This window comes from Pediococcus sp. EKM201D (assembly GCF_011800215.1).
Lineage (GTDB): Bacteria > Bacillota > Bacilli > Lactobacillales > Lactobacillaceae > Pediococcus > Pediococcus pentosaceus.
Map to the genome: position 1 here is coordinate 76,563 of NZ_JAALFK010000006.1, position 26,275 is coordinate 102,837.

The 26,275-nt window shown below is 35.0% G+C and carries 25 protein-coding genes and 1 riboswitch; of the genes, 4 read left to right on the top strand and 21 right to left on the bottom strand.

Annotated elements, in window-relative coordinates:
• Nucleotides 1–117: 117 nt before the first annotated feature.
• The 4 genes from HFC68_RS08520 to HFC68_RS08535 form a co-directional block, all read right to left on the bottom strand.
• Nucleotides 118–2,649 (bottom strand): excinuclease ABC subunit UvrA, encoded by a 2,532-nt coding sequence (locus tag HFC68_RS08520; RefSeq protein WP_167399798.1) that lies wholly within the window; start codon nucleotides 2,647–2,649, stop codon nucleotides 118–120.
• A gap of 160 nt (nucleotides 2,650–2,809) precedes the next feature.
• Nucleotides 2,810–2,989, bottom strand: coding sequence for a hypothetical protein (locus HFC68_RS08525; protein WP_023440158.1), 180 nt, complete (start codon nucleotides 2,987–2,989; stop codon nucleotides 2,810–2,812).
• 111 nt (nucleotides 2,990–3,100) lie between these two features.
• Nucleotides 3,101–4,564 (bottom strand): PH domain-containing protein, encoded by a 1,464-nt coding sequence (locus tag HFC68_RS08530; protein ID WP_055126079.1) that lies wholly within the window; start codon nucleotides 4,562–4,564, stop codon nucleotides 3,101–3,103.
• Entirely contained in the window at nucleotides 4,561–5,025 is a 465-nt protein-coding gene (locus HFC68_RS08535) for a PH domain-containing protein (protein WP_167399799.1), read from the bottom strand. Before HFC68_RS08535 ends, HFC68_RS08530 begins: the two co-directional genes overlap by 4 nt.
• A 294-nt stretch (nucleotides 5,026–5,319) precedes the next feature.
• Here HFC68_RS08535 and HFC68_RS08540 point away from each other — a divergent pair, with 294 nt between their 5' ends.
• Nucleotides 5,320–5,604: a DUF2089 family protein gene (locus HFC68_RS08540; protein ID WP_055126077.1), complete on the top strand. Its 285-nt coding sequence runs from the start codon at nucleotides 5,320–5,322 to the stop codon at nucleotides 5,602–5,604.
• Entirely contained in the window at nucleotides 5,601–5,894 is a 294-nt protein-coding gene (locus tag HFC68_RS08545; protein ID WP_055126076.1) for a hypothetical protein, read from the top strand. The genes HFC68_RS08540 and HFC68_RS08545 overlap by 4 nt, the downstream gene beginning before the upstream one ends.
• 614 nt (nucleotides 5,895–6,508) lie before the next feature.
• Here HFC68_RS08545 and spxB read toward each other — a convergent pair.
• The 9 genes from spxB to eno all read right to left on the bottom strand — a co-directional run bounded on the left by spxB (nucleotide 6,509) and on the right by eno (nucleotide 16,036).
• Nucleotides 6,509–8,257, bottom strand: coding sequence for a pyruvate oxidase (spxB, locus tag HFC68_RS08550; RefSeq protein WP_167399800.1), 1,749 nt, complete (start codon nucleotides 8,255–8,257; stop codon nucleotides 6,509–6,511).
• A gap of 646 nt (nucleotides 8,258–8,903) precedes the next feature.
• Nucleotides 8,904–9,878 (bottom strand): LacI family DNA-binding transcriptional regulator, encoded by a 975-nt coding sequence (locus tag HFC68_RS08560; RefSeq protein ID WP_167399802.1) that lies wholly within the window; start codon nucleotides 9,876–9,878, stop codon nucleotides 8,904–8,906.
• Nucleotides 9,879–10,052: 174 nt separating this feature from the next.
• Nucleotides 10,053–10,595: a 6-phospho-3-hexuloisomerase gene (hxlB, locus tag HFC68_RS08565; RefSeq protein ID WP_060743399.1), complete on the bottom strand. Its 543-nt coding sequence runs from the start codon at nucleotides 10,593–10,595 to the stop codon at nucleotides 10,053–10,055.
• Nucleotides 10,595–11,218, bottom strand: a complete 624-nt coding sequence (locus tag HFC68_RS08570) for an orotidine 5'-phosphate decarboxylase / HUMPS family protein (protein WP_060743398.1) — start codon at nucleotides 11,216–11,218, stop codon at nucleotides 10,595–10,597. Before HFC68_RS08570 ends, hxlB begins: the two co-directional genes overlap by 1 nt.
• A complete protein-coding gene (locus HFC68_RS08575; protein ID WP_060743397.1) occupies nucleotides 11,218–12,180 on the bottom strand; it encodes a sugar kinase in 963 nt (320 codons plus the stop codon). Before HFC68_RS08575 ends, HFC68_RS08570 begins: the two co-directional genes overlap by 1 nt.
• Nucleotides 12,181–12,206: 26 nt before the next feature.
• Entirely contained in the window at nucleotides 12,207–13,499 is a 1,293-nt protein-coding gene (locus HFC68_RS08580) for a hypothetical protein (protein WP_055126069.1), read from the bottom strand.
• Nucleotides 13,499–14,251, bottom strand: coding sequence for a sugar phosphate isomerase/epimerase (locus HFC68_RS08585; RefSeq protein WP_099299876.1), 753 nt, complete (start codon nucleotides 14,249–14,251; stop codon nucleotides 13,499–13,501). The genes HFC68_RS08580 and HFC68_RS08585 overlap by 1 nt, the downstream gene beginning before the upstream one ends.
• Before the next feature lie 14 nt (nucleotides 14,252–14,265).
• Nucleotides 14,266–14,523, bottom strand: coding sequence for a hypothetical protein (locus tag HFC68_RS08590; protein WP_055126067.1), 258 nt, complete (start codon nucleotides 14,521–14,523; stop codon nucleotides 14,266–14,268).
• Between the two features lie 226 nt (nucleotides 14,524–14,749).
• Entirely contained in the window at nucleotides 14,750–16,036 is a 1,287-nt protein-coding gene (eno, locus tag HFC68_RS08595) for a phosphopyruvate hydratase (RefSeq protein ID WP_167399803.1), read from the bottom strand.
• Between the two features lie 48 nt (nucleotides 16,037–16,084).
• A riboswitch (Fluoride riboswitch) is annotated at nucleotides 16,085–16,151 on the bottom strand.
• A gap of 151 nt (nucleotides 16,152–16,302) precedes the next feature.
• Between eno and HFC68_RS08600 the strand changes: the two genes are divergently transcribed.
• Nucleotides 16,303–16,896, top strand: a complete 594-nt coding sequence (locus tag HFC68_RS08600) for an NUDIX hydrolase N-terminal domain-containing protein (protein WP_167399804.1) — start codon at nucleotides 16,303–16,305, stop codon at nucleotides 16,894–16,896.
• Nucleotides 16,897–16,986: 90 nt separating this feature from the next.
• On the opposite strand, the gene HFC68_RS08605 is transcribed toward HFC68_RS08600, so the two are convergent.
• The gene (locus HFC68_RS08605; protein ID WP_167399805.1) at nucleotides 16,987–18,111 is read right to left on the bottom strand and encodes a VanZ family protein; all 1,125 of its coding nucleotides are present in this window, start codon (nucleotides 18,109–18,111) and stop codon (nucleotides 16,987–16,989) included.
• Nucleotides 18,112–18,268: 157 nt separating this feature from the next.
• Complete coding sequence (locus tag HFC68_RS08610) at nucleotides 18,269–18,694, bottom strand: MarR family winged helix-turn-helix transcriptional regulator (protein WP_029257782.1); 426 nt, start codon at nucleotides 18,692–18,694, stop codon at nucleotides 18,269–18,271.
• Nucleotides 18,695–18,895: 201 nt separating this feature from the next.
• On the opposite strand from HFC68_RS08610, the gene HFC68_RS08615 reads away from it, so the two are divergent.
• Nucleotides 18,896–20,329, top strand: coding sequence for a DHA2 family efflux MFS transporter permease subunit (locus HFC68_RS08615; RefSeq protein ID WP_167399806.1), 1,434 nt, complete (start codon nucleotides 18,896–18,898; stop codon nucleotides 20,327–20,329).
• A 91-nt stretch (nucleotides 20,330–20,420) separates the two neighbouring features.
• On the opposite strand, the gene HFC68_RS08620 is transcribed toward HFC68_RS08615, so the two are convergent.
• The 6 genes from HFC68_RS08620 to HFC68_RS08645 all read right to left on the bottom strand — a co-directional run bounded on the left by HFC68_RS08620 (nucleotide 20,421) and on the right by HFC68_RS08645 (nucleotide 26,275).
• Nucleotides 20,421–20,864, bottom strand: coding sequence for a nucleoside 2-deoxyribosyltransferase (locus HFC68_RS08620; RefSeq protein ID WP_029257780.1), 444 nt, complete (start codon nucleotides 20,862–20,864; stop codon nucleotides 20,421–20,423).
• Nucleotides 20,865–21,243: 379 nt separating this feature from the next.
• Nucleotides 21,244–22,161, bottom strand: coding sequence for an NAD-dependent epimerase/dehydratase family protein (locus HFC68_RS08625; RefSeq protein ID WP_060743388.1), 918 nt, complete (start codon nucleotides 22,159–22,161; stop codon nucleotides 21,244–21,246).
• A complete protein-coding gene (locus HFC68_RS08630; RefSeq protein WP_167399807.1) occupies nucleotides 22,161–22,838 on the bottom strand; it encodes a type 1 glutamine amidotransferase domain-containing protein in 678 nt (225 codons plus the stop codon). The genes HFC68_RS08625 and HFC68_RS08630 overlap by 1 nt, the downstream gene beginning before the upstream one ends.
• Entirely contained in the window at nucleotides 22,835–23,164 is a 330-nt protein-coding gene (locus HFC68_RS08635; RefSeq protein ID WP_060743387.1) for a helix-turn-helix transcriptional regulator, read from the bottom strand. Before HFC68_RS08635 ends, HFC68_RS08630 begins: the two co-directional genes overlap by 4 nt.
• 307 nt (nucleotides 23,165–23,471) lie before the next feature.
• Nucleotides 23,472–24,785: a PTS sugar transporter subunit IIC gene (locus tag HFC68_RS08640; protein ID WP_167399808.1), complete on the bottom strand. Its 1,314-nt coding sequence runs from the start codon at nucleotides 24,783–24,785 to the stop codon at nucleotides 23,472–23,474.
• Nucleotides 24,786–24,811: 26 nt separating this feature from the next.
• Nucleotides 24,812–26,275 carry a glycoside hydrolase family 1 protein gene (locus tag HFC68_RS08645; protein WP_099299870.1) on the bottom strand — a complete coding sequence of 488 codons (1,464 nt, stop codon included), beginning with the start codon at nucleotides 26,273–26,275 and terminating at the stop codon, nucleotides 24,812–24,814.

Consider the following 26,275-nt stretch of genomic DNA (forward strand, 5'->3'; position numbering starts at 1 on the left):
TAAATCACTAGTATATTTTAAAAAATATTACGATAGCAAAAAACTGATACAACCAAAGATTCCCTAATCCTTGGTGTATCAGTTTTTTTAATTCATTATATTTATTTTCCGTAAAACTTAATCAAGCATCCCAAATTTTTCAAAATGTTGCTTCAAATACGAGACCGTTAAACTTTGAGACTGTTGAACTAGTTCCTTTGGTGCACCACTTCCCATTAGTTGGCCTCCAGCAGCGCCCCCTTTAGGACCTAGATCAATCATGTAATCCGCATTAGCCATTAAATCTAAATCGTGGGTAATGATAATAATGGTTGCTCCCTTTTGTTTAAGCTGATTGATTACGCCTAATAAGGTTTGGACATCGCGGGGATGGAGTCCTACAGACGGTTCGTCAAAGACAAACAACGTCTCCTTCTGGGTTTTATTTAAATGGTTAACTAGTTTCAAACGCTGAGCTTCACCTCCAGATAAGCTTGGTGTGCTCTCCCCTAAGTGTAGATAATCCAGTCCGATTTCAGTGAGTAATTTAAGTTGTTTCTCAATTTTAGGCACATCTTTGAAAACTACAAGAGCCTCTTTAACCGATAAATTTAAAAGATCAACAATACTATAACCCTGCCAAAGAATTTTTTGAATCTCCGGTTTGAAGCGCGTTCCGTTACAATAAGGACAAACTTCTTCCATATCTGGTAAATATTGGATATCTAATGAAATTGATCCTACTCCACCACAGTGTTCACAAGCACCCTGTTTATTGTTGTAAGAGAAATAGGCAATTCCATAGTGCTTTTCTTTGGATTCTGGCAAATTAGCAAACATCCGTCGCAAATTATCCATGATGGAAGTATAGGTTGCTAGACTAGAACGGGAATTTTTTCCAATCGGTTTAGCATCCACACTAACGACATTGGTTAGTTTGGTTTCTAGGACCTTAACTTGCTGAGGCATCGCTTGTCGAGTGGCTCTAGCTTCAATGGCCGGAACCAAACTATCTAAAATTAAACTAGTCTTACCAGCTCCAGAAAAACCAGTTACAGCTGTAATTTCATTGCCTGGAATAGTTACATTAATATCTTTTAAATTAAAATAGTTTTTAACCGTTAACTGGGTGTTCAGCTCCTTATTTTGAGAAGTTGCTGGAACTTTATCATGCATGATGTTGGCCTTACCGGTCATAAATGGACCAATTAAAGAATCCGGATTCTTTCTTAAATTTTCCGGAGTATCTTCGGCAATAATTCGACCACCTGCATCTCCCGATCCAGGGCCAATTTCAATCACCCAATCAGCAGCTTCAATAATTGCTACTTCATGATCCACTACTACCAAAGAATTCCCCTGCTCAATCAGTGCCTTAAAAATATTAATTAGCCCTTTAATGTTATCAGGATGTAAACCAATAGATGGTTCATCGAGGACATAGAGAACCCCCGTGGTTTCCGTTCTAAGCGTCTTGGCCAACTGAATTCGTTGCAATTCGCCAGTTGATAAACTATTTCCGTTTCGCGATAAAGCTAGATAATCTAACCCCAACTCCAATAGGGGCCGTAAAGTATCGACCAGTTCTTTAAATAATACGTTCGCCATTGCCTGCATCTCATCTGGCAATGCCTTCTGGGTCTTCTTTTGCCAGTCAGGGAGTTCTCCTAAAGTTAAGTCTGAAACTTCAGCAATATTTAAACCACCAACTAACTGGGTCAATAGTTCTGGTTTTAAACGAGAACCGTGGCAAGTGGGACAAGTAGAAAAATGAAAGAAATCATTTACCCTTTTAATTGCTCGATCACTCTTAACTGTTTTTAGTGAATCATAGACCGCCTCATAAGCATTTTCATAAAGGGTTTTATCAGTATGGAAAACTCGGCCGGTCGAAGTCCGAAAATCTACCGCATATTGTTTTTTCTCTCCATGGAGCACAATATCTTTTTCATGAGGTGTTAGGTCTTTATAAGGAACATTTATTCTAACTCCTAAAGTTTCAGCAACGGTTGGCATAAAATTCCGTCCCGGCAAATGCCACGAAGCTACTGCCCCTTCCGCTAAAGTCTGATTTTCATCGCCAATTAATTTGGATTCATCCAATTCACGAACCCGACCAGTTCCATGGCACTCTACACAAGCTCCACCAGAATTAAAGGCAAAATCTTCGGCTGACTTGGCCATAAATTCAATGCCACAGGTTGGACAAGTGATGATTCCCATTCTACTATCCGTTCCGCCTGGTAAATCCATCGATTGAGCAATTTCTAAACTAGGTTGAATTCGATGCCCGTTGGGACAGACAGTTGAACCCAATCGTGAAAAAATTAAACGTACGACATTGAATAATTCGCTCATTGAACCTACTGTTGAACGTTCTGAAGGGACGCTAGGACGTTGCCGTAAAGCTATCGCCGATGGAATATGACGCACTTCTTGCACTTGAGAACGTTTATTTTGATTGATTCGTCGCCTGGTATAGGTCGATAAAGCTTCCAAGTAACGTCGTGATCCTTCCGCATATAAGATGCCCATAGCGAGTGAACTCTTTCCTGATCCCGATGGACCCGAGATAGCCACAAACTGGTTTAAAGGAATATTAACATTGATATTTTTTAGGTTATGGACATTTCCGCCCCGCACTTCAATCTGATCAACTTTTGAATGCATTTATTAGTCTCCCATCGTGTGATTTTTCAAATAATTATTTTATTTAAATTTATATAGTAAATTTTTATCTTTGGTAAAGGGTTAATTGTGTTCTTCATCTTATAATAATTCAAATAACTTTATATTTCACCATTCTACAAAAAAGACTAACCTCAAAAGGTTAGTCTTTCAATTCTGACATTCGATTATCTAGCCAACGTTGGACTTCTTGTAAATCTTTAACATTGGCTAACTGAGTTATATACCTTTTAGTATCTGATCTTGCTACAGTCTTTTCGTGAGCTTTTTGATTTCGTTGATTGCGGTTTTTTTCAGCTTTATTCTGTATTTCACTTTTCATTAATCCACTTCCCATGATTTTGATGTTCTGTTTTACTTGTAAAGTATACATGCGAATCAACCAAAATTTATATAAGAAAGGATTAAAAATAGTTTGGCATATACAAGATTACTATGATAACTCGGTTTCAGTTCTTTGCCTAAATTGGGTTTCTAGATTCCTAAATTCTTTCTTACTTACCATATATATTCGTCTTCTTTTTATTGGTGCGCCCCGAAAACATATTATTATGGTTTGCGTATTAAGCAACTTCTGTATAGGTCCTTGCTTTAAATAATACCGCTCAATATCTGATACCTTTGACAAATATTCTTTTCTAAAGAAAAGTCCACTACGGGTGTTAATAAATCCATCACGATATTGTAAATTTGTACAAATTAAATTCTTTATGAGATTCAAAAAGTAAATCAAAAAGATCCAAATCAAGTACTGACTCATTGTATTTTTAAAAGATAGATCCGTGAACAATAGAACTAATTCCAGACTTAAGAACAAGACTACTACTTTTAATACGGTTACGTAATTTAATCTTATTTTTACTGGTTGGTAATGTTGATAGTTAAATTCTTTCCTAAAAATTTTTGAACAATCTTTTTGCCGAATGAAAGGTAATATTACATGCTTACTCTCTTCAAAATCACTTGGCGATGATGTAAAAACTTCTACTTGATTTAAATGAAAAATTTGCATCAATAGATTTGAATTAATAGCAAAGGTTTTTAGCCGGTTCTTTTTAAATGAATTGATATTTCTATTTAATAGACCTTCTAAGCTATAAAAATTCTCATCATCAGTAAGCAACTCAAAATTACCAAAAACTAGATATTCACGAAGAAATCCTAAAAAGATCAACAGTAAGAAAATAAATATTATTACTAAGAAATAATATTTACCCTCTCTCAATGGCGCCAAGTAATTAACGAAAACGTACTCTAATTTATTTCCAAATGAAAAGTACTCAATATCACCCTTAAAAGAGTTTAAAGCAAACAGAAAAATTATTACTTGAAGTGAAGAAATAGATGAAGTGAAAATATCAATCACTGCCGGTTTATATATCCTTTTTACATTTTGATTTTGAATCTTAAAATGACCTCTAAAGAAATCGACCTCTTTACTATCTGCGTCCTCAATTCCAGCAATCTTTAATCTATTTTTTAGATATTTGCTCTCTGCTCTAGTGATCATGTTTAAATCAATCGTCCCCTCATCAGAATTAATTCCAGTGTCAATGACGATATGGGTCATGTGTAAAATTCTGTACTTCCAAGTGGTTATTTGTTTGTACTGTCTAATCTTTAAGATCGGTACACTTCGTCTACTGATTTTTAAAATACCTTTTTTTACATAAAAGTTTTTTTCGTCAATTCCATATTTAAAACCCATCCATCTAACTATCTGACTAAAAAAGGTTAAAAATTGTAACGTTATGAATAACCACACTGCAAAATGAATCGTATAATTATCTGTTTTTTCTACTATCTTTTTAGCTGGATAGTAAATAATGCCTAAGGAAATAATTAATTGAAAAAAAGCCCAGACTACGGTCATTATTGAGGTTCTTTTTAATTTCATTTTTTATCATTATCCTTTATAGCCCTGATTAAACGTCTACTTAAAACATCCGCATATCTACTATTTAAAACTGGCATTGTAAACTCATCAGCTAAGGTAACTAACACGATATTTTTGGTGTTAAACACTTTTTCAAATGGTCCTTGAACTAATTTAACCGTATATAACTTACTTATAGGCATTTTTACCAGCGTTTTGATAAAAAGTCCTTTTTGAATTACCACAAAATTTTTATCAATAGAAATCCTATTTTTCTTATACGCTAATGGCATATATATCAGTGCTTCATACGAAGTCAATAAACTTATAAAAATTACCATCCCTGATAAAATTCGAAATAACACATTGGTTTCTTTAAAGAGCAGTAATAATAGCAATATTAAAAAAATCATCGCAATAATTATCACTAAGCCTTGTATTGCATGAATTGTAACAATTCTTTTGTCCGTCTTATATTCCATCCTTCTATCCTCCAAGGAATAAAATTACTAATAATAATTTGATATATTTTATCTATTTTTGACATTATTATTTTCAATAACCATCAAAATTTACATCAGCTGGTTACACTTTTAGGTTGGTTAATAATTTTATTCAATTAATTTAGCATGATAACTTTTAAATAGCCTTCTCGTTATCTTTTGTTGCACACCCTCTTTTTAACTTTATTTAAATTATTTTTCATTTTATTAAAAAATAATTGAATTTTATGAAAAATAGATTTATGATATACAAAAAGGTGGTGATATTAATTTATGGAAAAATGGATTTCAACTTTATCAGATGAAGAGCTTTCCTTCATCAAAACATTTATTTTATGTTCTGGATCTTTAAAAAAGGTGGCTCATCACTACAATGTTTCATATCCCACAATTAGAACCAAAACCGATCAGTTAATTAAAAAAATTAAATTATTTGATTCTAATAGCCAAAAACAGGGATTTAAGGAAAAAATAATGAACCTTGTTATTGAAGATGAAATTTCATTAACAGTTGCGGAAAAAATACTATCTATCAGAGAGGAAGAGGAAGCAAAATGAATCAAAATTTACTAGGTATCGTGATAAGTTTATTGTTTGTAGCTGGTCAATACATTTTAAGTAAAAATATTAGAAAAAAATACTTAGGAGCAATCCTACCAATAGTTTTTGCAGTATTTATGTTTTACCAATATATGACATCAGCTGGAGGAAAAGATATTTGGGGTTTCCTAATTATAGTTATCGTTGGTGAAAGCTTGCTGTTAGAAATATGGGACCAACAAACCAAAGAAACAGAATCTAAAACCAAAAAAGAGCTTGATAAAATCAAAGCAAAAAATCGAAAGTAGTTAAGAAAATCAAGTCCTACCCATAATAGGACTTGATTCACGATGGTTATTAGAACCAACAATGTTTTTTGCCATAATGATAAATCTGTGACGCTGTCCAACCTTTTTCGATGTAGCTTAAAATTTTACCTTTGTATTTCCAGGCGACTTTACCAATCATACTAACAAGTCTGTAAAATACGCTCCACATCGGGTTCACACCTTCTTTCCACAGTTTATTGATTAGGAAATACATTGTCATCGCGACAAAACATTTCCACAACAAAGTTATAACACCAGAAACAGTCCGCCACAATTTTTTATCATAATATTTTAATCTTCCTTAATTAAAATATTATGTTATACAATTATTTTTTGATAGAAAAATTATTTGGCTTAGATAAGCGTAATGCCTATCATAACGCTACTAAATTGACTAACCGAATTTTTTAAGAGCTATTTGATTACTATTTCCCCCAATACATCTTTTCGATTCTAATGATTTACTAATAAACATTAGATTCATTATTCCTAGTAATTTTTACTATTTTGGTTCAATTCAAACCTATAACTCATATACAAAAAACCGTTTGGCTAATTGAGCCAAACGGTTTTATAGATTATCAACAGAATCCTTATTTAAGATCATTTAAAATTTCACTAAGTGCTGGTTGTCCATCCGTCAATTCGTATTGTTCTCGGAAACTTTTGATAGTTGCTTCATCAAAAATTTGAGGATCTAACGGCATGAATGAAGTGTCCACAGGATCATTATTTACAATTTTAGCATCCAACACAATGGGTTTTGTGTTACCTGCTTTTTGAAGTTCATCAATTTTAGCAAAAGCTTTCGTTAATGAAGGTAAGTCCGTCGCAGTCAATCCAATTGCGCCCATATTTTCAGCTATTCCAGCCCAGTTAGCTCCCTGTAAATCAATACCATAAGGAGCTTGGTTAGCGACTATTTTTTCGTGTTGGATAAATCCAAATGATTTATTTTCCAAAACCACGTTAACAATTGGCATTTCATACTTAACTTCCGTAATCAAATCTTGCATGACCATGGCAAAACCACCATCTCCAGAAATAGTGATTACTGGACGTTCCGGATAACTCAATTTAGCAGCCATTCCAGCTGGTAACCCGTAACCCATGGTCGCAAACCAACCTGATAACGTAAATTTTTGGCTACGATTCAACGGAATTTGACGGATGGCCCATTCTGTATTATTTCCAACATCAAGACCAAAGACCGTATTGTCAGCAGCGTAATCTTTAATGGCTGCCATAACACTCTCTGCCCGTAATCCATCTCGATCATTTTTAGATAATTTTTCTAGCCAAGCATCCCAATTAGCTTTATCCTTTTGAGCGGCTTTTAGCCATTTGCTTGCTGGTAGCTTAACATTTTGAGCTAAAATGGTATCTAAAAATTCTTTAGCATCAGCTAAGATAGCCATGTCAGCATCGCGTTGTTTACCCAAATCTTCGGGGTTATTGTTAACTTGAATAACCTTAATATTGTTAGGCCAGAAGCGAGCAAACGGAAAGTTCGTGCCGACGAATAAGATTAAATCTGCTTTTTGAGCAACTTCGAAAGCAGGCTTAGTTCCCAGACGTCCCATCGATCCCATGAAACTAGGATGATCTGATGGCATAATTCCCGTACCTGGCACCGCAGCAACGACTGGCACTTGAAAATCTTCTGAAAATTGAACCACTTGTTGACGTGCGCCAGCAGCTCCCCGTCCGATCCAAAGCAATGGATGTTTAGCTGCTTTTAAAGCGGTAATCGTGTCAGTAATCGCTGAATCGGCAATTGCTGAGTGAACTGGTTGCTGATAAATCTTAGGTGTTTTAATAGGTGTGTAGTCGATTTCTTGCCCCGATAAATCATCTGGGATAATTACGACTGCTGGACCCTTTTGAGCATAAGCAGCCCGAATAGCTTCATCAACCACATATGGGATTTGGTCGGCACTAACCACTTGTTTATGGAAAACTGCTACGTCCACAAACATCGGGTCCTGATTCATTTCTTGGAAGAAATTAGTATTCATCACTTCCGTACTGGATTGACCAACTAATGCTAACACTGGAGCATGATCCATTTTTGCATCATATAAACCATTAAACAGATGCGTTGCTCCAGGACCTGCAGAACCAAAGCTAACTCCGATTTTACCAGTTAGCTTGGCATCAGCAGTGGCTGCTAATGCACCGACCTCTTCATGACGAACTTGAATATACTTCAAACCTGCTCGTTCTTGGTATAATCCGTCCACAGTGTTATTAATAGAATCTGCTGTAATACCATAAATATGATCAATATCCCAACTTTTCAATACTTGAGCCAATGCTTGACCCGCTTTAATTTTTGCCATAGTAAACTCCCCCCGTTAAGCAACATTATATTTGCTTACTTTTTGTAAGTATGTATCTAGGATAAGACGAATTATTAAAAGTGTCAAGGATCTATTGAAATTCATCCCTAATTTTGCATCGCTCAATTACTAAAAAATTTTTAAATAGGTCCCACCATATCTAATTTCCTTTTTGTGACTAAACCTTATTTTTTACTTAAGCACAGTTTCTTATCAACAGCGATGAAATTAAGCGGGAGTATAATGGGCTCGAAAAACTTATCAACTTAATCCAAAGGAGGACAAAATGGATCCCATCAAATTTATTATTATACTCATGGTTATCGTATTTGGAGTGTATTTCGTGAGCGGTGGTTGGGCAGAAAATCTGGGCGAGTTGTACCACAATTACAAGCAATCCAACCTTACATTTTCTCAATTTTTGAAATCAATAATTAAAAAAGGTAAAAAATAAAAAAACCAATTCGTAAATGAATTGATTTTCAGCGATTTTATTTATTAACTTAGAAACCTTTCGTCGATTCCACCAAACTGCTACTCTATAATTTTTCAAATCAATATCCCGCAGTAATCCTTGCAGGATTAACACCCGAGAGTCGGAAAAACTTTCAAAAGGCTCAATCCAATTCAAAATATCGCTATTACTTTATTTAAAATTAGATTCAATTATAACTTCATGTGGAATATCATTCTTGTCAGTTAAAATTTGAATCATTAATTCGGCCGAACTTGCTCCCATTAAGAATGGTTGCTGAGTAACTAAGTGCAGTTCTGGATCTAATTGTGCAACTATTTTAGTATCTGCGAACCCAGTAATTGCAACACGACGGTGCTCTTTTTGAGCTTCCATCGTTAAAATGGGAACAAATTCCAATAACCACTTTTCCTTTAACGCAAAAAATAAAATATCTTCATCCACGTTGTTAATTTTTTCAGCTAACTGTGCAAAAATAGCAGATTGATTATAAGTATTTTCATCAATTTGAATAATGTCAATGTTATCAGTTAATGATTTTATACCTTGATATCGTTCCAAACGCGAGCTAATTGAATTCAATTCCGATGTTAGTACTACTACGTGTTTGTATCCCTGATCCAAAAAGTACTTCGTCGCCACTTGAGCCGACTGATAATTGTCAGCAACTACTTGTGACCATGGATTGGGGTGAAAGCCTCGATCGACAACCACAATTGGAATTTCACGTCCAAGTGCTTCTTGAATTGCATGTGGATCATTAATCGGTTGGATAATTAAACCATCGAACATACGATTCCCGATGGTTTTAAGCAATTTTTTTTCACGATCAGCATCCGAATTAGAATCAAACATAACTGCAATATATCCCTTGCTTTCAAGGATTGAACTAATTCCTTTAAACAACTCCGTAGAAAAATAGTCATCGATGTTTGAAATCAGAACAGCAACCATCTTACTAGATTTTGTTATCATTTGCCGCGCAGCTAGATTGGGAGTATATCTTAACTTAGTAATTGCATCTTGAACTTTTTGAGCCGTTTTTTCTGACATACGGCTCAGATCATTATTTAAATAACGTGATACAGTCGCAATCGAAACCCCTGCTAAGTTAGCTACGTCTTTAATATTTGCTTTTTTTGTCATTTATCCACCAGCCATTATTTCTCATTTAATATTTTCAGTATACCATTGGTTATATTTCATTATATACTGCCTGGTAGCGTATCTACACAAACATTAATATCGATCCTGTTCTACAACAAAAACAAGCGAAGAAACTATTTCCTTTCAGACTAGTTTCCTCGCTTATTTTTAGTATTATTCCATATTAGAGTGCGTCGACTTAGCCGAATCATTTGAAACATGATCTCTTCGACTCAATAATAACGTCAATACATCTAAAGTAATATGCACACTCTGATCAAATAGTGAACTTAACAATTGAATGGATTTAACCCCATCCCCATTTTTCGTAGCACCGGGAATCACCACCGTTGCGTCCCCTAACTTTCCAAGTGGAGAATCAGCGTTACTAGTTAACGCGATTATTTTAACTCCGTCGGCTTTTGCTTTCTGAGTTAATTCTAAAACACTGCCAGTTTTTCCTGATCCAGAAACAGAAACTAGAACATCATCCGATTGGATGGACGGCGTAATGGTTTCACCAACCACGTACACTGTATAACCAATATGCATTAATCGCATTGCAAATCCTTTTGCCATCAATCCAGACCTTCCAGCACCTAAAACGAAAATACGACGATCTTTTTGAATAATATTTTCTGCTTCTTTCAATTGCTTTTCTTGGACCATTCCCATTACTTCATTGATTTCTTCGAGAACTTGATTAACTAACTCCATTAGTTCATTACCTCCATAAATTTTTGGGCTGCTGCCACTGGATTACTTGCTTTCATAATTCCGCTGCCAACAATTACACTTTCAACAATTCCTTGCTGTGCCAATTCTTGAGCAACTTCTAAGTTAATTCCACCTGCAACTGAAATTCGAGCGATTTCAGGAAACTTTTGATGAAAATCAGCAACCGTCTTAACCGCATCAAATCCATGCTCCTCATCTACCGCATGATGAATCCCATATATAGCCTTATTAAAAGTCGAAATTTGTTCGCGCTGTTCTTGATTAATTCCCATCATATCAATAAACATTTCTTTGTCCTGTGCTTCAGCAATTTCATAAACCTTTTTGATTGTATCAACGGACGAAGCTCCCATAACCGTCAAAATATCGGCACCGGCTGCAAAACCTTGTTTAAATTCATAAGGTCCTTCATCAATTGTCTTTAAATCGATTAATAACTGTGCATGGTGTAAATTTAAGTCAGCATGCTTGATCGCTAATAACCCATAATCTTTAACCAGTGATGTGCCAAATTCGATAATATCAACAACGGAGTCCAATTGATTAGCAACGCGAACGGCATCATCTAATTTTACTCGGTCAATTGCAACTTGTAATTTCATTAGTCTTCTGTGACCCCCTCTTTTTCATAAAAAGCTTTTAATTCAGATGGCGTTGGATAACCGTCATTATCTCCCGGTGTTTGGACTTGCAAAGCTCCCACTGCATTTCCCCGTAAAACAGCGCTTTTTAACGACTTATGTTCTAATAAGGCCGTAATTACGCCTAAAGCAAATCCATCACCAGCGCCAACGGTATCGACAACCTTTTCTACTTTAAAACCCGAAACAGTAAAGGACTCACCATCTTTATTTTTAACAAATGCACCATCCGGACCAATTTTAACAATTACCGTCTTTGTCCGTTGACCTTTAAGATAAAAATCAGCAATTTTTTCTGGTTCGTCTGAACCCATCAAAACCTTTCCTTCTCCAATTCCTGGAAGAACGATATCCGCAAATCCAGCTAAATCATTAATTGTTTTTTGCATCGTTTCCTGATCTTTCCACAAGGATGGACGTAAATTGGGGTCAAATGTAATCAGCGTTCCTTTAGCTACCAATCGATCCATCAAAGTGCGGAAAGTTTCTTCTGCTGTGGCAGAAATTGCTGGAAAAATTCCTGACATATGTGCTATTTTAACGTCATCAAGTTTAACATTTTCAACCGCTTCTTTTGTCAGATGAGCTGCTGCTGATCCACGACGATAATTATACGTCTGAGGATCATTTTTGGTTACCATATCCTTTAATTGAAAAGCAGACCAATTTTGCCTGTCTTGCTTAATATACTGGGTTCCTACATGATGACTTTTTATAGTCTTGATAACAAATTCCCCTAAAGGTTCCGTTCCAACGCTCGAAATATATTCCACCGTATGTCCGAGCCGTCTAACACCAATCGCAACGTTTAATTCCGCTCCGCCTAAAATTTTATGGAATTCAACCGCGTCAACTAGTGAAACATCGGGTTCCTTTGACGCAAAAGTTGTAATTGGTTCTCCAATTGTAATAACTTCACTCATTTTAAACATCCTCATTTCTTTATTATTTACCCAAAGAAGTAATAAACTAATAATTCATTAATAATAGTAATAATCCACATGACCGGTACGCCATACTTCAAAAAGTCTTTAGACTGCACCTTCATATAATTCAATCCCCACACATTCCAAGACTGGGTGATGTCAGTTGAGACCGCTAAAATTGCAGGCGCATACAGAAGTGGAATCAAAAATGCCTCGTTAAATAATCCCGTCCCTGATAGGACCGCTGCCGTAGCTGCTCCAGCTCCCCATAAATGTAAAGGTCCGCGAAATAATGCTAAAGGTGCCAATACTCCCATTGCCAGTGCGAGTACTAAATGACTATGGGGTAATATTGCTGCAAAAATGGGTTTAAATCGTTGTGCATCCAGTGAAGCCGCTCCACTAAACATAATTAACGCCATTAAAAACATAATTAAACCCGCAATATCACTAACAGATTGCTGAATCGTTTTATTCAAAAACTCAACAAATTGTTTATAACCTTTCATTTTACCAGTCATTAGCATTGCTAAAATCGTTGCTAATGTGAGGGATGGAATCGCATCCCACTTAAAAATCATATTCATTAGCACTGGAACGATTGGAATAATATAAGTGAAAATACTAATATCAGGTTTTTCATCTTCATTTGGTTGCTCGGCGCCAATAATTTCTAAATTATGCGCTGCATTGTCCGGATTAATTCGATGGCGATTTAAAACAAAAAAGATAATTACAACTAACAACTGAACCATCCCAGCCATTGCTGCGAAAATTAAATATCTACCACCATAAACAGCATTTGGGAAAAACGCTTTCACTTGATTGTATAAGACAACATTTAAATACATCGGAGCACCAATAGCCATCGAAAAAACTGATAAAGCCAAATCACGTGGAATACCAACCGAGAGCATGATTGGTAGCAAAATAACTCCGATGGCGATAACTGACCCCACTCCGTATGCACTAACAAAAATAAATGAAGTAACTACTAAGATTAAAATCCCGGCTAAAACAGGATGCTTTTTTCCTATACGGTTTGTTTGGCATGAGATAGCAGGTGCAATTCCGCTATCAACCAATACTCTTCCAAACCAGGAACCAAAAACAATGTAGATAATTGTCGGGCCATAATTTAATGCCGGTTCTGCAAATACTTTTTGGATGACCACATCTGGTGGAATCATTCCTACAATTGACCATACAATGGCCATTACAAAGAATCCGATTACCAGGTTGCCACCTTTAATGATGTAATAAATAAAAAATACAAATGTTATCAATAGCAAGATGGCACTAATTGCTGAAACCATTAATATTCACCCACTTCCCTACGAAATAATTTAATTTGCTCAAGGATCTGTTCATCATTTTCCATTGGGTATTCTAAAGCGAAACTTACATCACGTGGCAGATATGAAATAATATTTTTCCAATCAAACATTCCAGTATCTAGGTCCGCTGATGTTACCATTTGGTCCTCATGTTTAATTGTGTTTTTAAGATGAATATAATGCGTATATTTTGCTAAATCTTTAGCACTTTGAACGGCATCGCTATGGGTGAAGCCCCAATTACCAAGATCATAAACATAACCCAGTTGTGTAAGACCTGCTTTATTAGCCTGATCTAAAAAAGTCTTAATTGCTTGAACAGTTCCTGAGACAGCAGTCTGATCATTCTCAACATTCATTTCAATTTGATCTAAAGGTAATCCGCCCAGCGCTTTTTTTAAGTCCCCAGTAAATCGATCAAAGTGCCCAGTGTTAAATTTTATTTTATTGATACCCATTAGTTTTCCCTCATCAAAGTAACGTTCTAATCGAGGATTCACTGAACCGTCTTCCAAAAAAATTTCATCTGGCACGCTGTAATTTACAATTAGATTTTGCTTTCTAGCACGTTCACCTATTGCTTTAAGCTCTAAATCAATATCTTTAAAATACTCCCGTCGAACTTCTATACCATCCGCACCCAGTTTGGCAACTCGGTCAACTAACTCAATCTGATCAGCCTCGTTTTTGATAGCGTTTTCAAAAATCCATGTATTTAAAATTAATTTCATGCTAAATTCTCCTTTTAGTACCGATTCAGGTGCTTAACCCGGTCGATTAATTCATTGAAAGATAAATCTTCAAATTTTTTCTCATTTTCACTATTAAAGTTAGAATTCTCCATTTTGTTAAAATCTTCGATTAGATAAAAAGCAGTTAGATAACTAAGTAAATATTTTTTTGCTTCATTCAAAATTTCAGAACTAGCAACATCTTTCTTTGAAATAGATTCGGCAAATTCGATTGCAAATTTTGCTGGATCGATTAATACTCTATCAGCCATTTTCTTTCCTCCTTCAATAATATTATAATGTTATGGTAAACGTTTACCTAAATTATGTCAAATAAAAAAATAGCCTATACACAAAGACTATTAGGTAAATATTAATAATTACATCACCTTTTAGTTAAACGTTTTCTTTTAAAATAAAGAATCCTGCCAGAAAAATTCTGACAGGATTTTTATTTCTTTCACTATGTTTTAAGGTCTGTTTCTAATCCCTAGGATGCTAATCATATTTAACGTCATCTGGAAAATGTGCTAAACGTGCATCACTAACACCAATTTCTTCTTCGATTCGCAATAGTTGATTGTATTTTTCCACACGTTCTGATCGAGCCGGCGCCCCCGCCTTTAATTCTGCCGCATTGGTTGCTACCGTAAAATCAGAAATAAATGTATCGCCGGTTTCTCCTGATCTATGGGACATCATTGTGGTATAACCATTTTTTCGAGCCAAACGAATTGCTTCCAAGGTCTCTGTAATTGTCCCAATTTGATTTAACTTGATTAAAATACTATTGGCCATTCCTTGACTAATTGCATCCCGGATTAAAGCGGGGTTGGTACAAACGGGATCATCTGCAACGATTTGGATACGTTCACCATATTTATCCGTAAATTTAGCAAAATTATTCCAATCTTCCTCACCGTAAGGGTCTTCAATCGAAATAATTTCTGGAAATTTATTCAGTAAATCAATATAATATGTTCCTAATTCCGATGGTGTATATGTCTTACCCTCAAAATCATAATTTTTTGTGGCGCGATTATAAAAGTAAGATGCCGCAGCATCAAAAGCAACGGCAATTTCCTTACCAGGAGTGTAACCCGCTTGAATAATGGCGTCATGTAACATTTGCAAAGCATCTTCGGAATTCTTTAAATTAGGTGCGAAACCACCTTCATCACCTAGCCCAGTAGTATAACCAGCTTCTTCGATAACTTTTTTCAATGTATGATAAGTATTAGTGATTTTTTCAAAGCCTTCTCGAAAACTGGTACGTTCAACTGGAGTAATCATGAATTCTTGAATATCAATCCCATTATCAGCGTGCTCGCCACCATTAATAACATTATGGAAAGTTTGTGGTAATTCTAAGTCCGTCCCACCCAAATATCGATAAAGTGGTTGGTGGGTAGCAAGTGCTGCCGCACGCGCTGTTGCCATTGAAACTCCTAAAATGGCGTTTGCTCCCAGCCGTGCTTTATTAGGGGTACCATCAAGTCTAATCATAATTTGATCAATATGAGCCTGATTAAATGGATTTTCTCCATGTAAGGCGTTATTAATTTCACTATTTACGTTAGCAACTGCTTTTAAAACCCCTTTCCCCTGTAGTTGCGAACCCCCATCTCGCAATTCTACTGCTTCTTTTTCCCCAGTAGAGGCTCCAGATGGAACTTCAGCACGCCCAATTATTCCATTAGATAGTTGTACCTCTGCCTCTACGGTTGGATTACCTCTTGAATCAAAAATCTCACGGGCCTTTACTGCATCAATCAAAATTGCCATATTTCTTTCTCCTTCCAAAAAAAATGACGTCTACTACACATTTAAAAACATGTAGTAGACGTCATCAAATTGATTATCAATTAAATTAATGGCGAACGTCATCGCCTATTAAATTTGAACAACTACATGGTACACCCCTCCTTTAAAAGTTGCAAGGCATCCCCCAAACAATCCGTAATGATAATTTTTAGTTTAATCGCACCGTTTCACTCGAATTGTGGACCCCGATTGTGTTATCGTGAAGGAAAGTAATCGAGGTGGAAAAGATGGACGAAAAAGAATTTTTCCAAAGGTTATTAACCATATCAAATGCTGGAATTAACTATTCTAAAGATCCGTACGATATTGAACGCTTTGAAGATATATTTCAGATTACACAAGAATTTATAAACTCCCATTTAACTCAGGCCAACTTAGAATTTGAAAAAGAAGCTGGTTATCCAACCCCAAAAGTTGACGTACGGGCCTTAATCTTAGATGAAAACGATCAAATATTGTTGGTCAAAGATGCTCTAGCCCAAACATGGGCCCTTCCTGGGGGCTTTGCCGAAGTTGGTATTTCGCCCGTTGAAAATATCGTAAAAGAAGTTCATGAAGAAACTGGGTTAAACGTTGCCGTAAATAACTTAATTGCGGTTTATGACACTAATAAATCTAACCCCGAAAATTCATTAGCCCATTACTATAAATTAATATTTTATTGTAAAAAATTAAGTGGTGAATTAACTACCAGCCTAGAGACCAGCTCGATTGCTTTTTTTAATTTAAAGGAGCTCCCTGAGTTGTCCACCAGAAGAAATACTAAAAAACAAATTATCGAATGTTTCAAGAATCGAGACCAACAAACGTTGATCGAATAACGGCTCTACTTGAGCAGTCAAAAAAATAAGGAATACTCATCCTGATTGCGATGAGTATTCCTTATTTTTTTATAACGCTCTTTTTTAACCTTAAGGCTGCTTTATTTCGCTGATTTGTGTTGTGTTCGCCCAACTATCATAGAAGAAGTACCCATGTTTAAATCCGATTCCCCATATAAAATTCAAACCCAAGAAAACCGTCAATAAGCCTAGCATTCCCAGTAAAAAGATATTGATTTGAGACTGATGCATTTTACTGAAAACTTCCACAAACATGTAGTTAAATCCCCACAAAATTGGAAGAGCCCCATCATAAATTAATAATTGGCGCCAGATTAATTGCCCGATTCCAGCTGGTTTACCAGATTTTTGGGTAATTCGAATCTTAACTACTTTTTTACCAATCGTCTGACCGCCCGTTAACACCGGAATGATGATAAAGATGATTAGGGTACTGATAAAGTATGAAAAATAAGCATTCTCCGTCAATTTATCCAAGCCCACTAAACTCAGAAAAATCCCAACGATAGTTCCCACCACTAGGTAATCAAAAATTAATGCTACTAGCCGACGAAGGACTGTAACTTTGCGCCCTTGGTCATAACTTCTACGATCTATTTGTTCGCGCGTTGGAAATGCCTTTACCAAAAATGGCGTAATTAAACCGCCAACGAAAGCCCCGGAAGTATTCAAAATTAAATCATCTACATCAAACAATCGATAAGGACGGGGATAAATTCCGTACAATCCTGATAATTGAGTCAGTTCAAAGAATAAACTTAATCCAAAACCATATAAAACGATTTTACGAATTGGTTGCTTGAAATAATAACGTAAATATACACCAAATGGAATTGTTAGGATGATATTAAAAAACGGTTGAATAAACCCTGGTTGCTTCACGGCCGGTATCCAAGTTTGTGGACGCATTAGGTTGAAGTACGTTGTGGAGATAAATTCCCGCAAAGCCGTAAATGGGATCAAATTATAGCGCTGAGTCGTTAAGTGTCTGACCTCCTGAATCGAAGGTAACGGTAAGATAATTAAAAAATATGCACAAAGCAAGTAGAAAATAAAAGTAAAGATCACAATCGATCTCCAAGCAATGATTCCACCGTAACGATGGTATTGGACTATTAAAAATGGTAAAGATAACAGTATCGCAAGCACTGGAAATATCAATATTGCGGACTTAATTGGAATTAAAAATGACATTGGTTCACCTAATCGCTCAAAAGCAACTTTCTCTTTCAAAAATATTGTATATATTTATTATACCGATTAATGAATAAATGTCCTCGAAATAAGATTATTGATACTAATAACACAAAATAATCATCATTTCTAACCCCAAGTTTTGAAATCACCCATATCATTCTGAGAAACTTTTTTTAACCTTGGTTAATAGAATAATGAGGTTAGCAGCCTCTTGTTCAGTTAAATTTTGAGCAATAATATTTTCAATTTTTGATAATTCTTTTCTAATATCAATTGAAATATTTACTCCGGCAGCCGTCAAATATAGGCGATTAGATCGATCCTGTGACCCTACATTAGGCTTTTTTTCAATGAAACCTCTAGTGACTAACTTCTTAATAATTGCCGACGTGCTCGCATTACTTAAACTAAAAGAATCCGCTATGTTTTTTTGGTTAGTACCTGGAAATTTTTCAATAAAGCCTAAAGTTTTAGCTTGAGTTTCGGTTAAATCATACTGTCCGGAAACTTCACTTGCTAACTGATGCTCTTTTATTTGGATTTTTCGCATTAAAAAATTTATATCACTTGCTTGGCTCATCATAGTTCTCCTTTAGTAAGTTTAAATCTATTATAATTCTTTTTAACAATTTAGTTAACTAAATTGTTGACAATCTTTAATTAAAGGATAGAATAGTGTTTGTTCAATTTAGCTAACTAAATTGATATTAAAAAGTACATTTAATATTTAGTTATTTGAAATACATCTATATTTTTAAATATTTCTTTAGGAGGAAAGATTATGAAAAAAATAAATTATAATCGTCCATTACTAGTATCAGTAGTCATCATCAGCGCTTTTGTGGCTATGTTAAATCAAACTATTTTAGCCGTGGCCCAGCCGGCGATAATGCAGTCCTTTAAGGTTTCTGTTTCCGATGTTAACTGGTTATCAACAGGTTATTCTCTAATCGGTGGAATCCTTATCCCCATCTCCGCATGGATGGCAGATCGTTTTAACACAAAAAAGCTTGTTTCCATTTCGTCGTTAATCTTTCTGTTAGGTACCATCGTCTCCTTATTATCTGGTAGCTTTTTAATCTTATTAACCGGTAGATTAATTCAAGCTATTGGTGCTGGGATTCTTTCAGGTTTATCCATGACTATCTTATTTTCAGTTTTTGATAAATCCGAATCTGGAAAACCAACTATGGCATTAGGAATTGTGTTTGGTTTGTCACCAGCAATTGGACCAACTTTAGGCGGCTATATTGTTGATCATCTTGGTTGGCATTGGATTTTCGGAATAACGGCCCCAATCATTGCTATCGCTTTAGTTATGTCCTTATTATTCATGGCCGACGTTGTTCCACATAAAAATACTAAACTAGATAAAATATCCGTTCTATTATCAACCTTAGGCTTTGGTATGTTACTTTATGGGGTTTCAGAAGTTTCAAATAAGGGATGGAGTAATATCACCACTTTGGCTGAAATTGTAGTAGGTTTACTTTTAATCATAGGCTGGTCATGGCGTCAGTTAGTAATCGATGATCCGATGATTGAATTAAGAATTTTTACTGTTAAAAACTTTACCATCGCTTCAATAATTAGCGCCATTGCACAAATTTCAATGGTTGCTGTTGAATTCATTTTGCCACTTTATTTACAAAATGTTCGCGATTTAAGTGCGATGAATTCTGGTTTATCACTTCTTCCAGGTGCGATTGCCATGTTTTTACTTGCTCCAATTTCTGGTTCAATGGTTGAAAAAAATAAAGGTCGTCAAGCCATTATGTTTGGAATTACAATAATGTCAGTTTCTACATTAATGTTATCCTTTATTTCCTTAACCACTCCTATTTGGGAAGTAATCACTCTTTACGCCCTTCGAAATGTAGGATTAGCTTTCGCCATGATGCCTGCTAGTACCATGGCGATGAACTCCTTACCAAAGAATTTGGTTGCTCATGGATCAGCTGGAAACAATGGTACTCGCCAAATTGGCGCAGCACTTGGTACCGCCACGCTAGTTTCAATTATGCAAAACGTAGCAAATAGTAATGCTCCCGCTTCAACTGAAGCAACCACTAATGTAACTAAGTATGCGCTTGGAATGCATCAAGCATTGATTGATGGTGCTCAAGCCGCATTATGGGTAGCTACAGGAATCGGTATTGTTGGTATTGTTTTAGCATTTATGTTGAAAAATACGGTAGATAATCAAACTAAATAATCAATGCTTAAAATAAAAAACAGATGCACCTAGGACTTTTTAATGCCCTTTGCATCTGTTTTTTATTTTCTGCTAAATTTGTCACTTACTTTTATCTATATTTTCCAGTATATTCAATCGATGGGCATTGCTTAAAGTCGTAGGTACTCAAACCTTCTGGATCGTTGAAAAAGGCGGTTGCTGATTCAGTTAACATGATATTTACGGCGATGTCACGATCCAATTTTACTGTAACAACCGGCTTGTTTAACATATTAGCGACTCCAATTTCGTAGGCTGTTCCAGGATCAACTTCCTTGCCATCAAAGTCTAAGATAGCAACAATGACATCACTTTGCCTGATAGCTTCCATATCGAGTTCATAAACATCCTTGGCCCATAGTTTGGTTAAAGGCTCATGCGTTCCTTCTTGATGCAATCGTGGAGAATAAACTTCCGTAATCGTTTCGTTTTTAGCTAAAGCTTTTTCAACGGAATCGATAATCTCAATTTGTCTTTCAGAAAAAAATGGTCCTGCTAAATATATTCTAGTCATGCGCTTTGAACTCCTTCATCAATATTTTCAGTTAACGACTTTATTAATGCTTGATAGTCGCTACTAACCACTATGTTTTCTTTATACTTTGAATCCATAAAACCGGCTAGTCGTTCCTATGATTCTCAATAAAGTTTCATCCCATTCGATATGCCTAGTAAGTATTAACGTACCAACTTTTTCAGTAGTATTTTTATACAAAAATCATTGATATGCTTCGACCGTTAACTTCAAAACAAGGATCTCTTAAAATGGAATATAAGTTATTAGTTTACTATAATAAACGAACGAATTCAATATATAGTATGCAGTTAACGCTTTACCTTATACATATGGTATATAATTAATAGGGTATCTTTTTTCATCAGGGATAATTAGCTTATTTTTCAAAAATTTTACTAATCCCCTCTTCAAAAGAAGTTATTTTAAAATCAGGAAACTTGGCTTTAAATTTATCAGAGTTGAAATTGTTATCATACTTATACCTTGGCAACAATTCCATTAATTCTTTAATTTTAGGATTGAATAAACTTCCCAATCTAAATTGCCACATCTTAATTACCGAAAATTTAACTGTCTGGTTTGTCACTTGCTCCGTAATTTTTATGATATCTTGATAACTCACTCCCTCAGCGCATGGTAAATGCCAGACTTGTCCATAAGCATCCGGTGTATTACCAATTAAGGCAGTGGCTTTACTAGCATCTGGCGTCCAAATCAATGACCGTAAAGTACGATCGTTGATCGGAATTTTAGCGGCTTGACCAGCCTTTACACGATCAAAAACCATCGTATTGGTAATTCCTTGTGTTTTCGCTGGTCCATAAAATTCTGGTGCTCGACAAATTACGGCTTGTAGTTCTCCTGAATTCATTTTATCTTGAACCATTTCAGCTATATTAGCTCTAATCACAGACTTTCGCCCTTTAGGAACAAATGGGCTATTTTCTGTTTGGACATCACTATTCTTAGCGTACATGTAGGTATTATCGAAGAAGACTAATTTGCTATTATTTTCGATGCACGCTTCAATGACGTTCTTCACGACTGTCGGAAATTGAGCTTCCCATAATGCTGTATTCATGGGTAATCCCACTGCAAAATACACGATTTCACTGCCTTTAATAGCCTGATTAGTTTCTTCTGCCCGCGTTAAATCAGCTGAAACTAATTGATCCGTCTCGTGTATCTTCTTCGGATGACGACTTACCAGCCGTAAATCCTTGGTGTAATTTTGATATAACGCTTTAACTATCTCTTGACCTATTTGTCCGTTACTTCCTAAAACTGTTTGCATTATTTTAACTCCTGAATTAATAATTGGGCTACTGAACGCACTGAGAAGGGATTTTGTCCCGTAATTATACGTCCGTCTTGAATTGCATAATTTTTATAAAAACGTTTCTTGTTGAAATTAGCCCCGCGCTTTTGAGCCATCTGTTGATTTAAAAATGGGACAATTTTTCGTTTACCAGCAATGACTTCCTCACTAGTTGTGAATCCAGTAATATTTTTGTTCGCAATTACATAATCATTGTTATGATCTCTAATATTAAAAAGTCCGGCAATCCCATGACAAACTGATGCTAAATATCCACCATCCTGATAAATTGAGCTGGCAAGTTGTTGAATTTCTATATTATCTGGAAAATCCCACATTACACCGTGCCCTCCGGTATAATAAATCGCTGCGTATCGACTTGGATCAACATCAGCCGGTTTCAATGTGTTTCTAAGTGCTCGCTCAATAAAGTCAGGTTGCTCATAAATTCTCATAATTGAGTGATCAATGTACTTCATACTTCTGGGATCTAATGGAACAAAGCCACCCTTAGGACTAATAAAATCAAATTGAACATCTTCTTTTTGAAGTTCATCCACAAACTCTGCACTCTCGCCAAGCCACAATCTTGTGGCCTCTTTTGTGTCGCCATATTTTGCAACATTAGTTTCTACAATCAAAACTCGTTTCATTTACTTTCCTCCATCACTACTAGTAGCTCATCAATGAAATTCTTTAACTTCAAAATTTCTTCAGTATGGTGAGTTAGATAATAATAATTTCGCGTTCCGTTAGTACGATAATCAACAATCTTAGCTTCTTTCAAAACTTTTAAATGATGCGAAACGGCTGGTCTTGATAAACCCGTAGCTTCCGTTAACTCTCCAACTTGCAACCCATCACAATTCGATTCTGACAATAATTTAATAATAATTGACTGTCTTTTTTCATCACCCAAAATAACTAAAAATTCACTTACACTATTTAAATCTTGTTTTAATTGATTAAAATCGGTCATTTATATATCTTCTTTCGTTTAATGGTTTAAACAATTAAACCATTAAGGATGAAAAAAGTCAAATATTTCAATATAAATTTATATGTTATACGTGTTAGTATTCTCAACAAATTAATCTATATCTACATTTAATTATCATTTAACATAGTCTAAAAACACATTAAGTTAAGCATTTTAGTAAATCTCTAAAGCGTAAATTAAATGTTCTAGAAATCTGTATAATAATAGGCGACGAATTCGCTTAACACTCCGAATACGTCGCCTTCAATATTAAATAAATGTCTAATCTTCTATAATTAATAACCGTTTATAAATTTATTTCGGCCTGTTTAGCAGCTACTCTTTCACTAATCTTTAAGAATGGCCAGTAGATTAAGACTCCTAACACCATCGTTAACCCTTGAACAATTGGAGCTCTCCAGTCGCCACCAGTAGCTAAATATGAATTAAGGAGTGGTGGAGTTGTCCATGGTACCATTACAACCACCTTATGCATCCAACCAATGGCTGTAAAGAAGTATGCAATACTAATTCCTAAGCTTGGCATTAATACAAAGGGTATAATTAATGAAATATTAAATACGATTGGGTAACCGAAGATAACTGGTTCATTAATATTAAATATACTTGGTACTAGTGCCATTTTTGTAATATCACGGCTTGATTTTGTTTTTGAAAATAAAAGTGTAGCAATTAAAAGGCAAATTGTACTTCCTGTACCTCCCAACATTCCGAAGGTATCTCTAAAAACATTATTGATAATATATGGTATGTGATCACCAGCTGCATAAGCAGCCATGTTCTTATTCATATTAATTAATAAAACCGGATCTAACAATGTTCCGTTGATTACTGCTTGATGAATCCCAAAAGCAAATAGCAAATTACCTGTTCCGTAAATTAATAATAATCCAGGTAAGCTCGTATTAACTCTTCTCAATGGTTCTTGTATTAAAGACGTAATTAAACTGATTAAATCAGTATGAAATACAACTGTTAAAACTGAGGCTAGAATTGCAAATAAGCTCATTGTAATTAATGCTGGAATCATCGTATTAAATGAACCAGCTACTGCTGATGGCACCGAATCGCTCAAATGAATCTGAAGCTTTTTAATCTTTGATAATTTTATAAACATTTCGGTTGCCAAGAGACCAATAATAATCCCCGAAAACATGCCTGTTGTTCCAATATTTTGGAATGATAAAGCTCCTGTAACATTAACCATATGGCTATTCTTAACCGTAGTAGCTGTTATGTTAATAGGCATCATTATAATTAGTGTTGCCAGCGCCATAATTGCAGCAGTTATTTTATTATTATAATTTTTGTTTCGTGCTAAACAATATCCAATTGTTGGTGCTATTAATATACCTGCTACATTTAAAGTACCGTTCGTTATGTAGGTTCCAAAAAATTGAAATTTAGTTAGAATCGTTCCTGATACTATCCAAGGAAAAATAACATTATTCACTAAAACACCTATTCCAGCTAAGATAAATAACGGCATAATAATTGCGAATGCATCCCGAAGCGATCGAAGATGAACTTGATTACCAATTTTGAAAGCAATATTCGTGAATTGATCAATAAATTTCTTTTTACTTAGTTTTGTTTCCATGAAAACACCCCTTTGCTTTTAGTAAACTAATCTAAATTTTCACCGTTGCTCTTAATAACTTGTTTTAACCAATAAAAACTAGCTTTAGGAATACGCTTCATATCCTTTAAATTATGATTTTCTCTATTTACATAAACCACTCCGTAGCGCTTCCGCATATCTCCCTTGGAACTTGGTATGTCAATTAATCCCCATCCTAAGTACCCCATGATATTAGCACCATCTATATTAACTGCATCGCAAAGGGCCTTAATGTGTTCTTTGTGATATTTAATCCTGTAATCATCTATAATAGTTTGTTTTTGCTCACTAATTTTTTCATTTACACCAATTCCATTTTCAATCGGAAATATAGGTAGATTTGTTTCATTAGATAACTTAGTTAAAACGTTCCTGAAACCTAGAGGATCAATTTGCCATCCCCATTCACTGCTTTCTAAATATTTATTAGGTTCACTGGCATCTCTCATATAAAAATTAGGCGGTGTATTATTCTTTAGATAAATATGATTCAAAGTAATCGTGTAATAATAACTAAGTGAAATAAAATCGTTTCGGTGGCTAGCAATTAATTCCAAATCACCATCTTGAATTGTAGATAACAAATTATTATTCTTCAAAAAAGTTAAAACTTCTTTTGAATATCTTCCGTTAACAAAAGCATTAATAAAATTTTGATTTATAAATTCTGATGCCTTTCGTGCAATAAATACATCTTCTGGATGATTAGTAGCTGGATAAAATTCTTGATAAGCTAACATTCCTCCGATTTTAGCGTTTGGAAATTTACTGTGGATATAATTTGCTATTTCAGCATGTGCTACCATCGTATTGTTAGCAATAGTATATAGAGCTTCAATTGTTCTTTCTCCGCTAACATACCCACTATTATCAAAACCGGCTTCAAATAAATATCCATTCTGCTCATTAAAACTAATCCAATATTTAACATACTTCCCATAACGATCAATAACAGATTTAGAAAATTTTACAAAGGCATCTGTAACATATCTACTAAAAAAGCCATTATATTCTTCAGCCAGCTTCAATGGCATATCAAAATGGTATAAGCAAATCATCGGTTCGATACCAGCATCTAATAAGGATTCAATTAACTTATCGTAGTATCTAAATCCATCTTCATTTATATCGCCATCACCATTCGGAAAAATTCTTGTCCAAGATACTTGAAACCTATAACAATTCATCCCCATTTCCTGCATTAAATTTACATCTTCTTGATATTTATGGTATTCATCAATTCCGTTTTTCCAGTCCGAAGTATCTTTAGTAGCTGGTTTAACATCGTAAACTGACATGCCTTTTCCGTCTAAATTCCAACCTCCCTCACTTTGCATACTTGAAACGGAGTTACCCCATAAAAAATTTTTCTTTAGTGCCAATCCATTCACCTTCTCTTTTATATTTAAAACAATGATAGCGCTTTTATTTTTAAATGTAAAGTCATTTAAAAATAAAAGATAAATCAT

What these genes read in the sequence shown, in the direction of transcription:
- HFC68_RS08520 (WP_167399798.1), bottom strand. Translation starts at nt 2,649, where the DNA reads ATGCATTCAAAAGTTGATCAGATTGAAGTGCGGGGCGGAAATGTCCAT.
- HFC68_RS08525 (WP_023440158.1), bottom strand. Translation starts at nt 2,989, where the DNA reads ATGAAAAGTGAAATACAGAATAAAGCTGAAAAAAACCGCAATCAACGA.
- HFC68_RS08530 (WP_055126079.1), bottom strand. Translation starts at nt 4,564, where the DNA reads ATGAAATTAAAAAGAACCTCAATAATGACCGTAGTCTGGGCTTTTTTT.
- HFC68_RS08535 (WP_167399799.1), bottom strand. Translation starts at nt 5,025, where the DNA reads ATGGAATATAAGACGGACAAAAGAATTGTTACAATTCATGCAATACAA.
- HFC68_RS08540 (WP_055126077.1), top strand. Translation starts at nt 5,320, where the DNA reads ATGGAAAAATGGATTTCAACTTTATCAGATGAAGAGCTTTCCTTCATC.
- HFC68_RS08545 (WP_055126076.1), top strand. Translation starts at nt 5,601, where the DNA reads ATGAATCAAAATTTACTAGGTATCGTGATAAGTTTATTGTTTGTAGCT.
- spxB (WP_167399800.1), bottom strand. Translation starts at nt 8,257, where the DNA reads ATGGCAAAAATTAAAGCGGGTCAAGCATTGGCTCAAGTATTGAAAAGT.
- HFC68_RS08560 (WP_167399802.1), bottom strand. Translation starts at nt 9,878, where the DNA reads ATGACAAAAAAAGCAAATATTAAAGACGTAGCTAACTTAGCAGGGGTT.
- hxlB (WP_060743399.1), bottom strand. Translation starts at nt 10,595, where the DNA reads ATGGAGTTAGTTAATCAAGTTCTCGAAGAAATCAATGAAGTAATGGGA.
- HFC68_RS08570 (WP_060743398.1), bottom strand. Translation starts at nt 11,218, where the DNA reads ATGAAATTACAAGTTGCAATTGACCGAGTAAAATTAGATGATGCCGTT.
- HFC68_RS08575 (WP_060743397.1), bottom strand. Translation starts at nt 12,180, where the DNA reads ATGAGTGAAGTTATTACAATTGGAGAACCAATTACAACTTTTGCGTCA.
- HFC68_RS08580 (WP_055126069.1), bottom strand. Translation starts at nt 13,499, where the DNA reads ATGGTTTCAGCAATTAGTGCCATCTTGCTATTGATAACATTTGTATTT.
- HFC68_RS08585 (WP_099299876.1), bottom strand. Translation starts at nt 14,251, where the DNA reads ATGAAATTAATTTTAAATACATGGATTTTTGAAAACGCTATCAAAAAC.
- HFC68_RS08590 (WP_055126067.1), bottom strand. Translation starts at nt 14,523, where the DNA reads ATGGCTGATAGAGTATTAATCGATCCAGCAAAATTTGCAATCGAATTT.
- eno (WP_167399803.1), bottom strand. Translation starts at nt 16,036, where the DNA reads ATGGCAATTTTGATTGATGCAGTAAAGGCCCGTGAGATTTTTGATTCA.
- HFC68_RS08600 (WP_167399804.1), top strand. Translation starts at nt 16,303, where the DNA reads ATGGACGAAAAAGAATTTTTCCAAAGGTTATTAACCATATCAAATGCT.
- HFC68_RS08605 (WP_167399805.1), bottom strand. Translation starts at nt 18,111, where the DNA reads ATGTCATTTTTAATTCCAATTAAGTCCGCAATATTGATATTTCCAGTG.
- HFC68_RS08610 (WP_029257782.1), bottom strand. Translation starts at nt 18,694, where the DNA reads ATGAGCCAAGCAAGTGATATAAATTTTTTAATGCGAAAAATCCAAATA.
- HFC68_RS08615 (WP_167399806.1), top strand. Translation starts at nt 18,896, where the DNA reads ATGAAAAAAATAAATTATAATCGTCCATTACTAGTATCAGTAGTCATC.
- HFC68_RS08620 (WP_029257780.1), bottom strand. Translation starts at nt 20,864, where the DNA reads ATGACTAGAATATATTTAGCAGGACCATTTTTTTCTGAAAGACAAATT.
- HFC68_RS08625 (WP_060743388.1), bottom strand. Translation starts at nt 22,161, where the DNA reads ATGCAAACAGTTTTAGGAAGTAACGGACAAATAGGTCAAGAGATAGTT.
- HFC68_RS08630 (WP_167399807.1), bottom strand. Translation starts at nt 22,838, where the DNA reads ATGAAACGAGTTTTGATTGTAGAAACTAATGTTGCAAAATATGGCGAC.
- HFC68_RS08635 (WP_060743387.1), bottom strand. Translation starts at nt 23,164, where the DNA reads ATGACCGATTTTAATCAATTAAAACAAGATTTAAATAGTGTAAGTGAA.
- HFC68_RS08640 (WP_167399808.1), bottom strand. Translation starts at nt 24,785, where the DNA reads ATGGAAACAAAACTAAGTAAAAAGAAATTTATTGATCAATTCACGAAT.
- HFC68_RS08645 (WP_099299870.1), bottom strand. Translation starts at nt 26,275, where the DNA reads ATGATTTATCTTTTATTTTTAAATGACTTTACATTTAAAAATAAAAGC.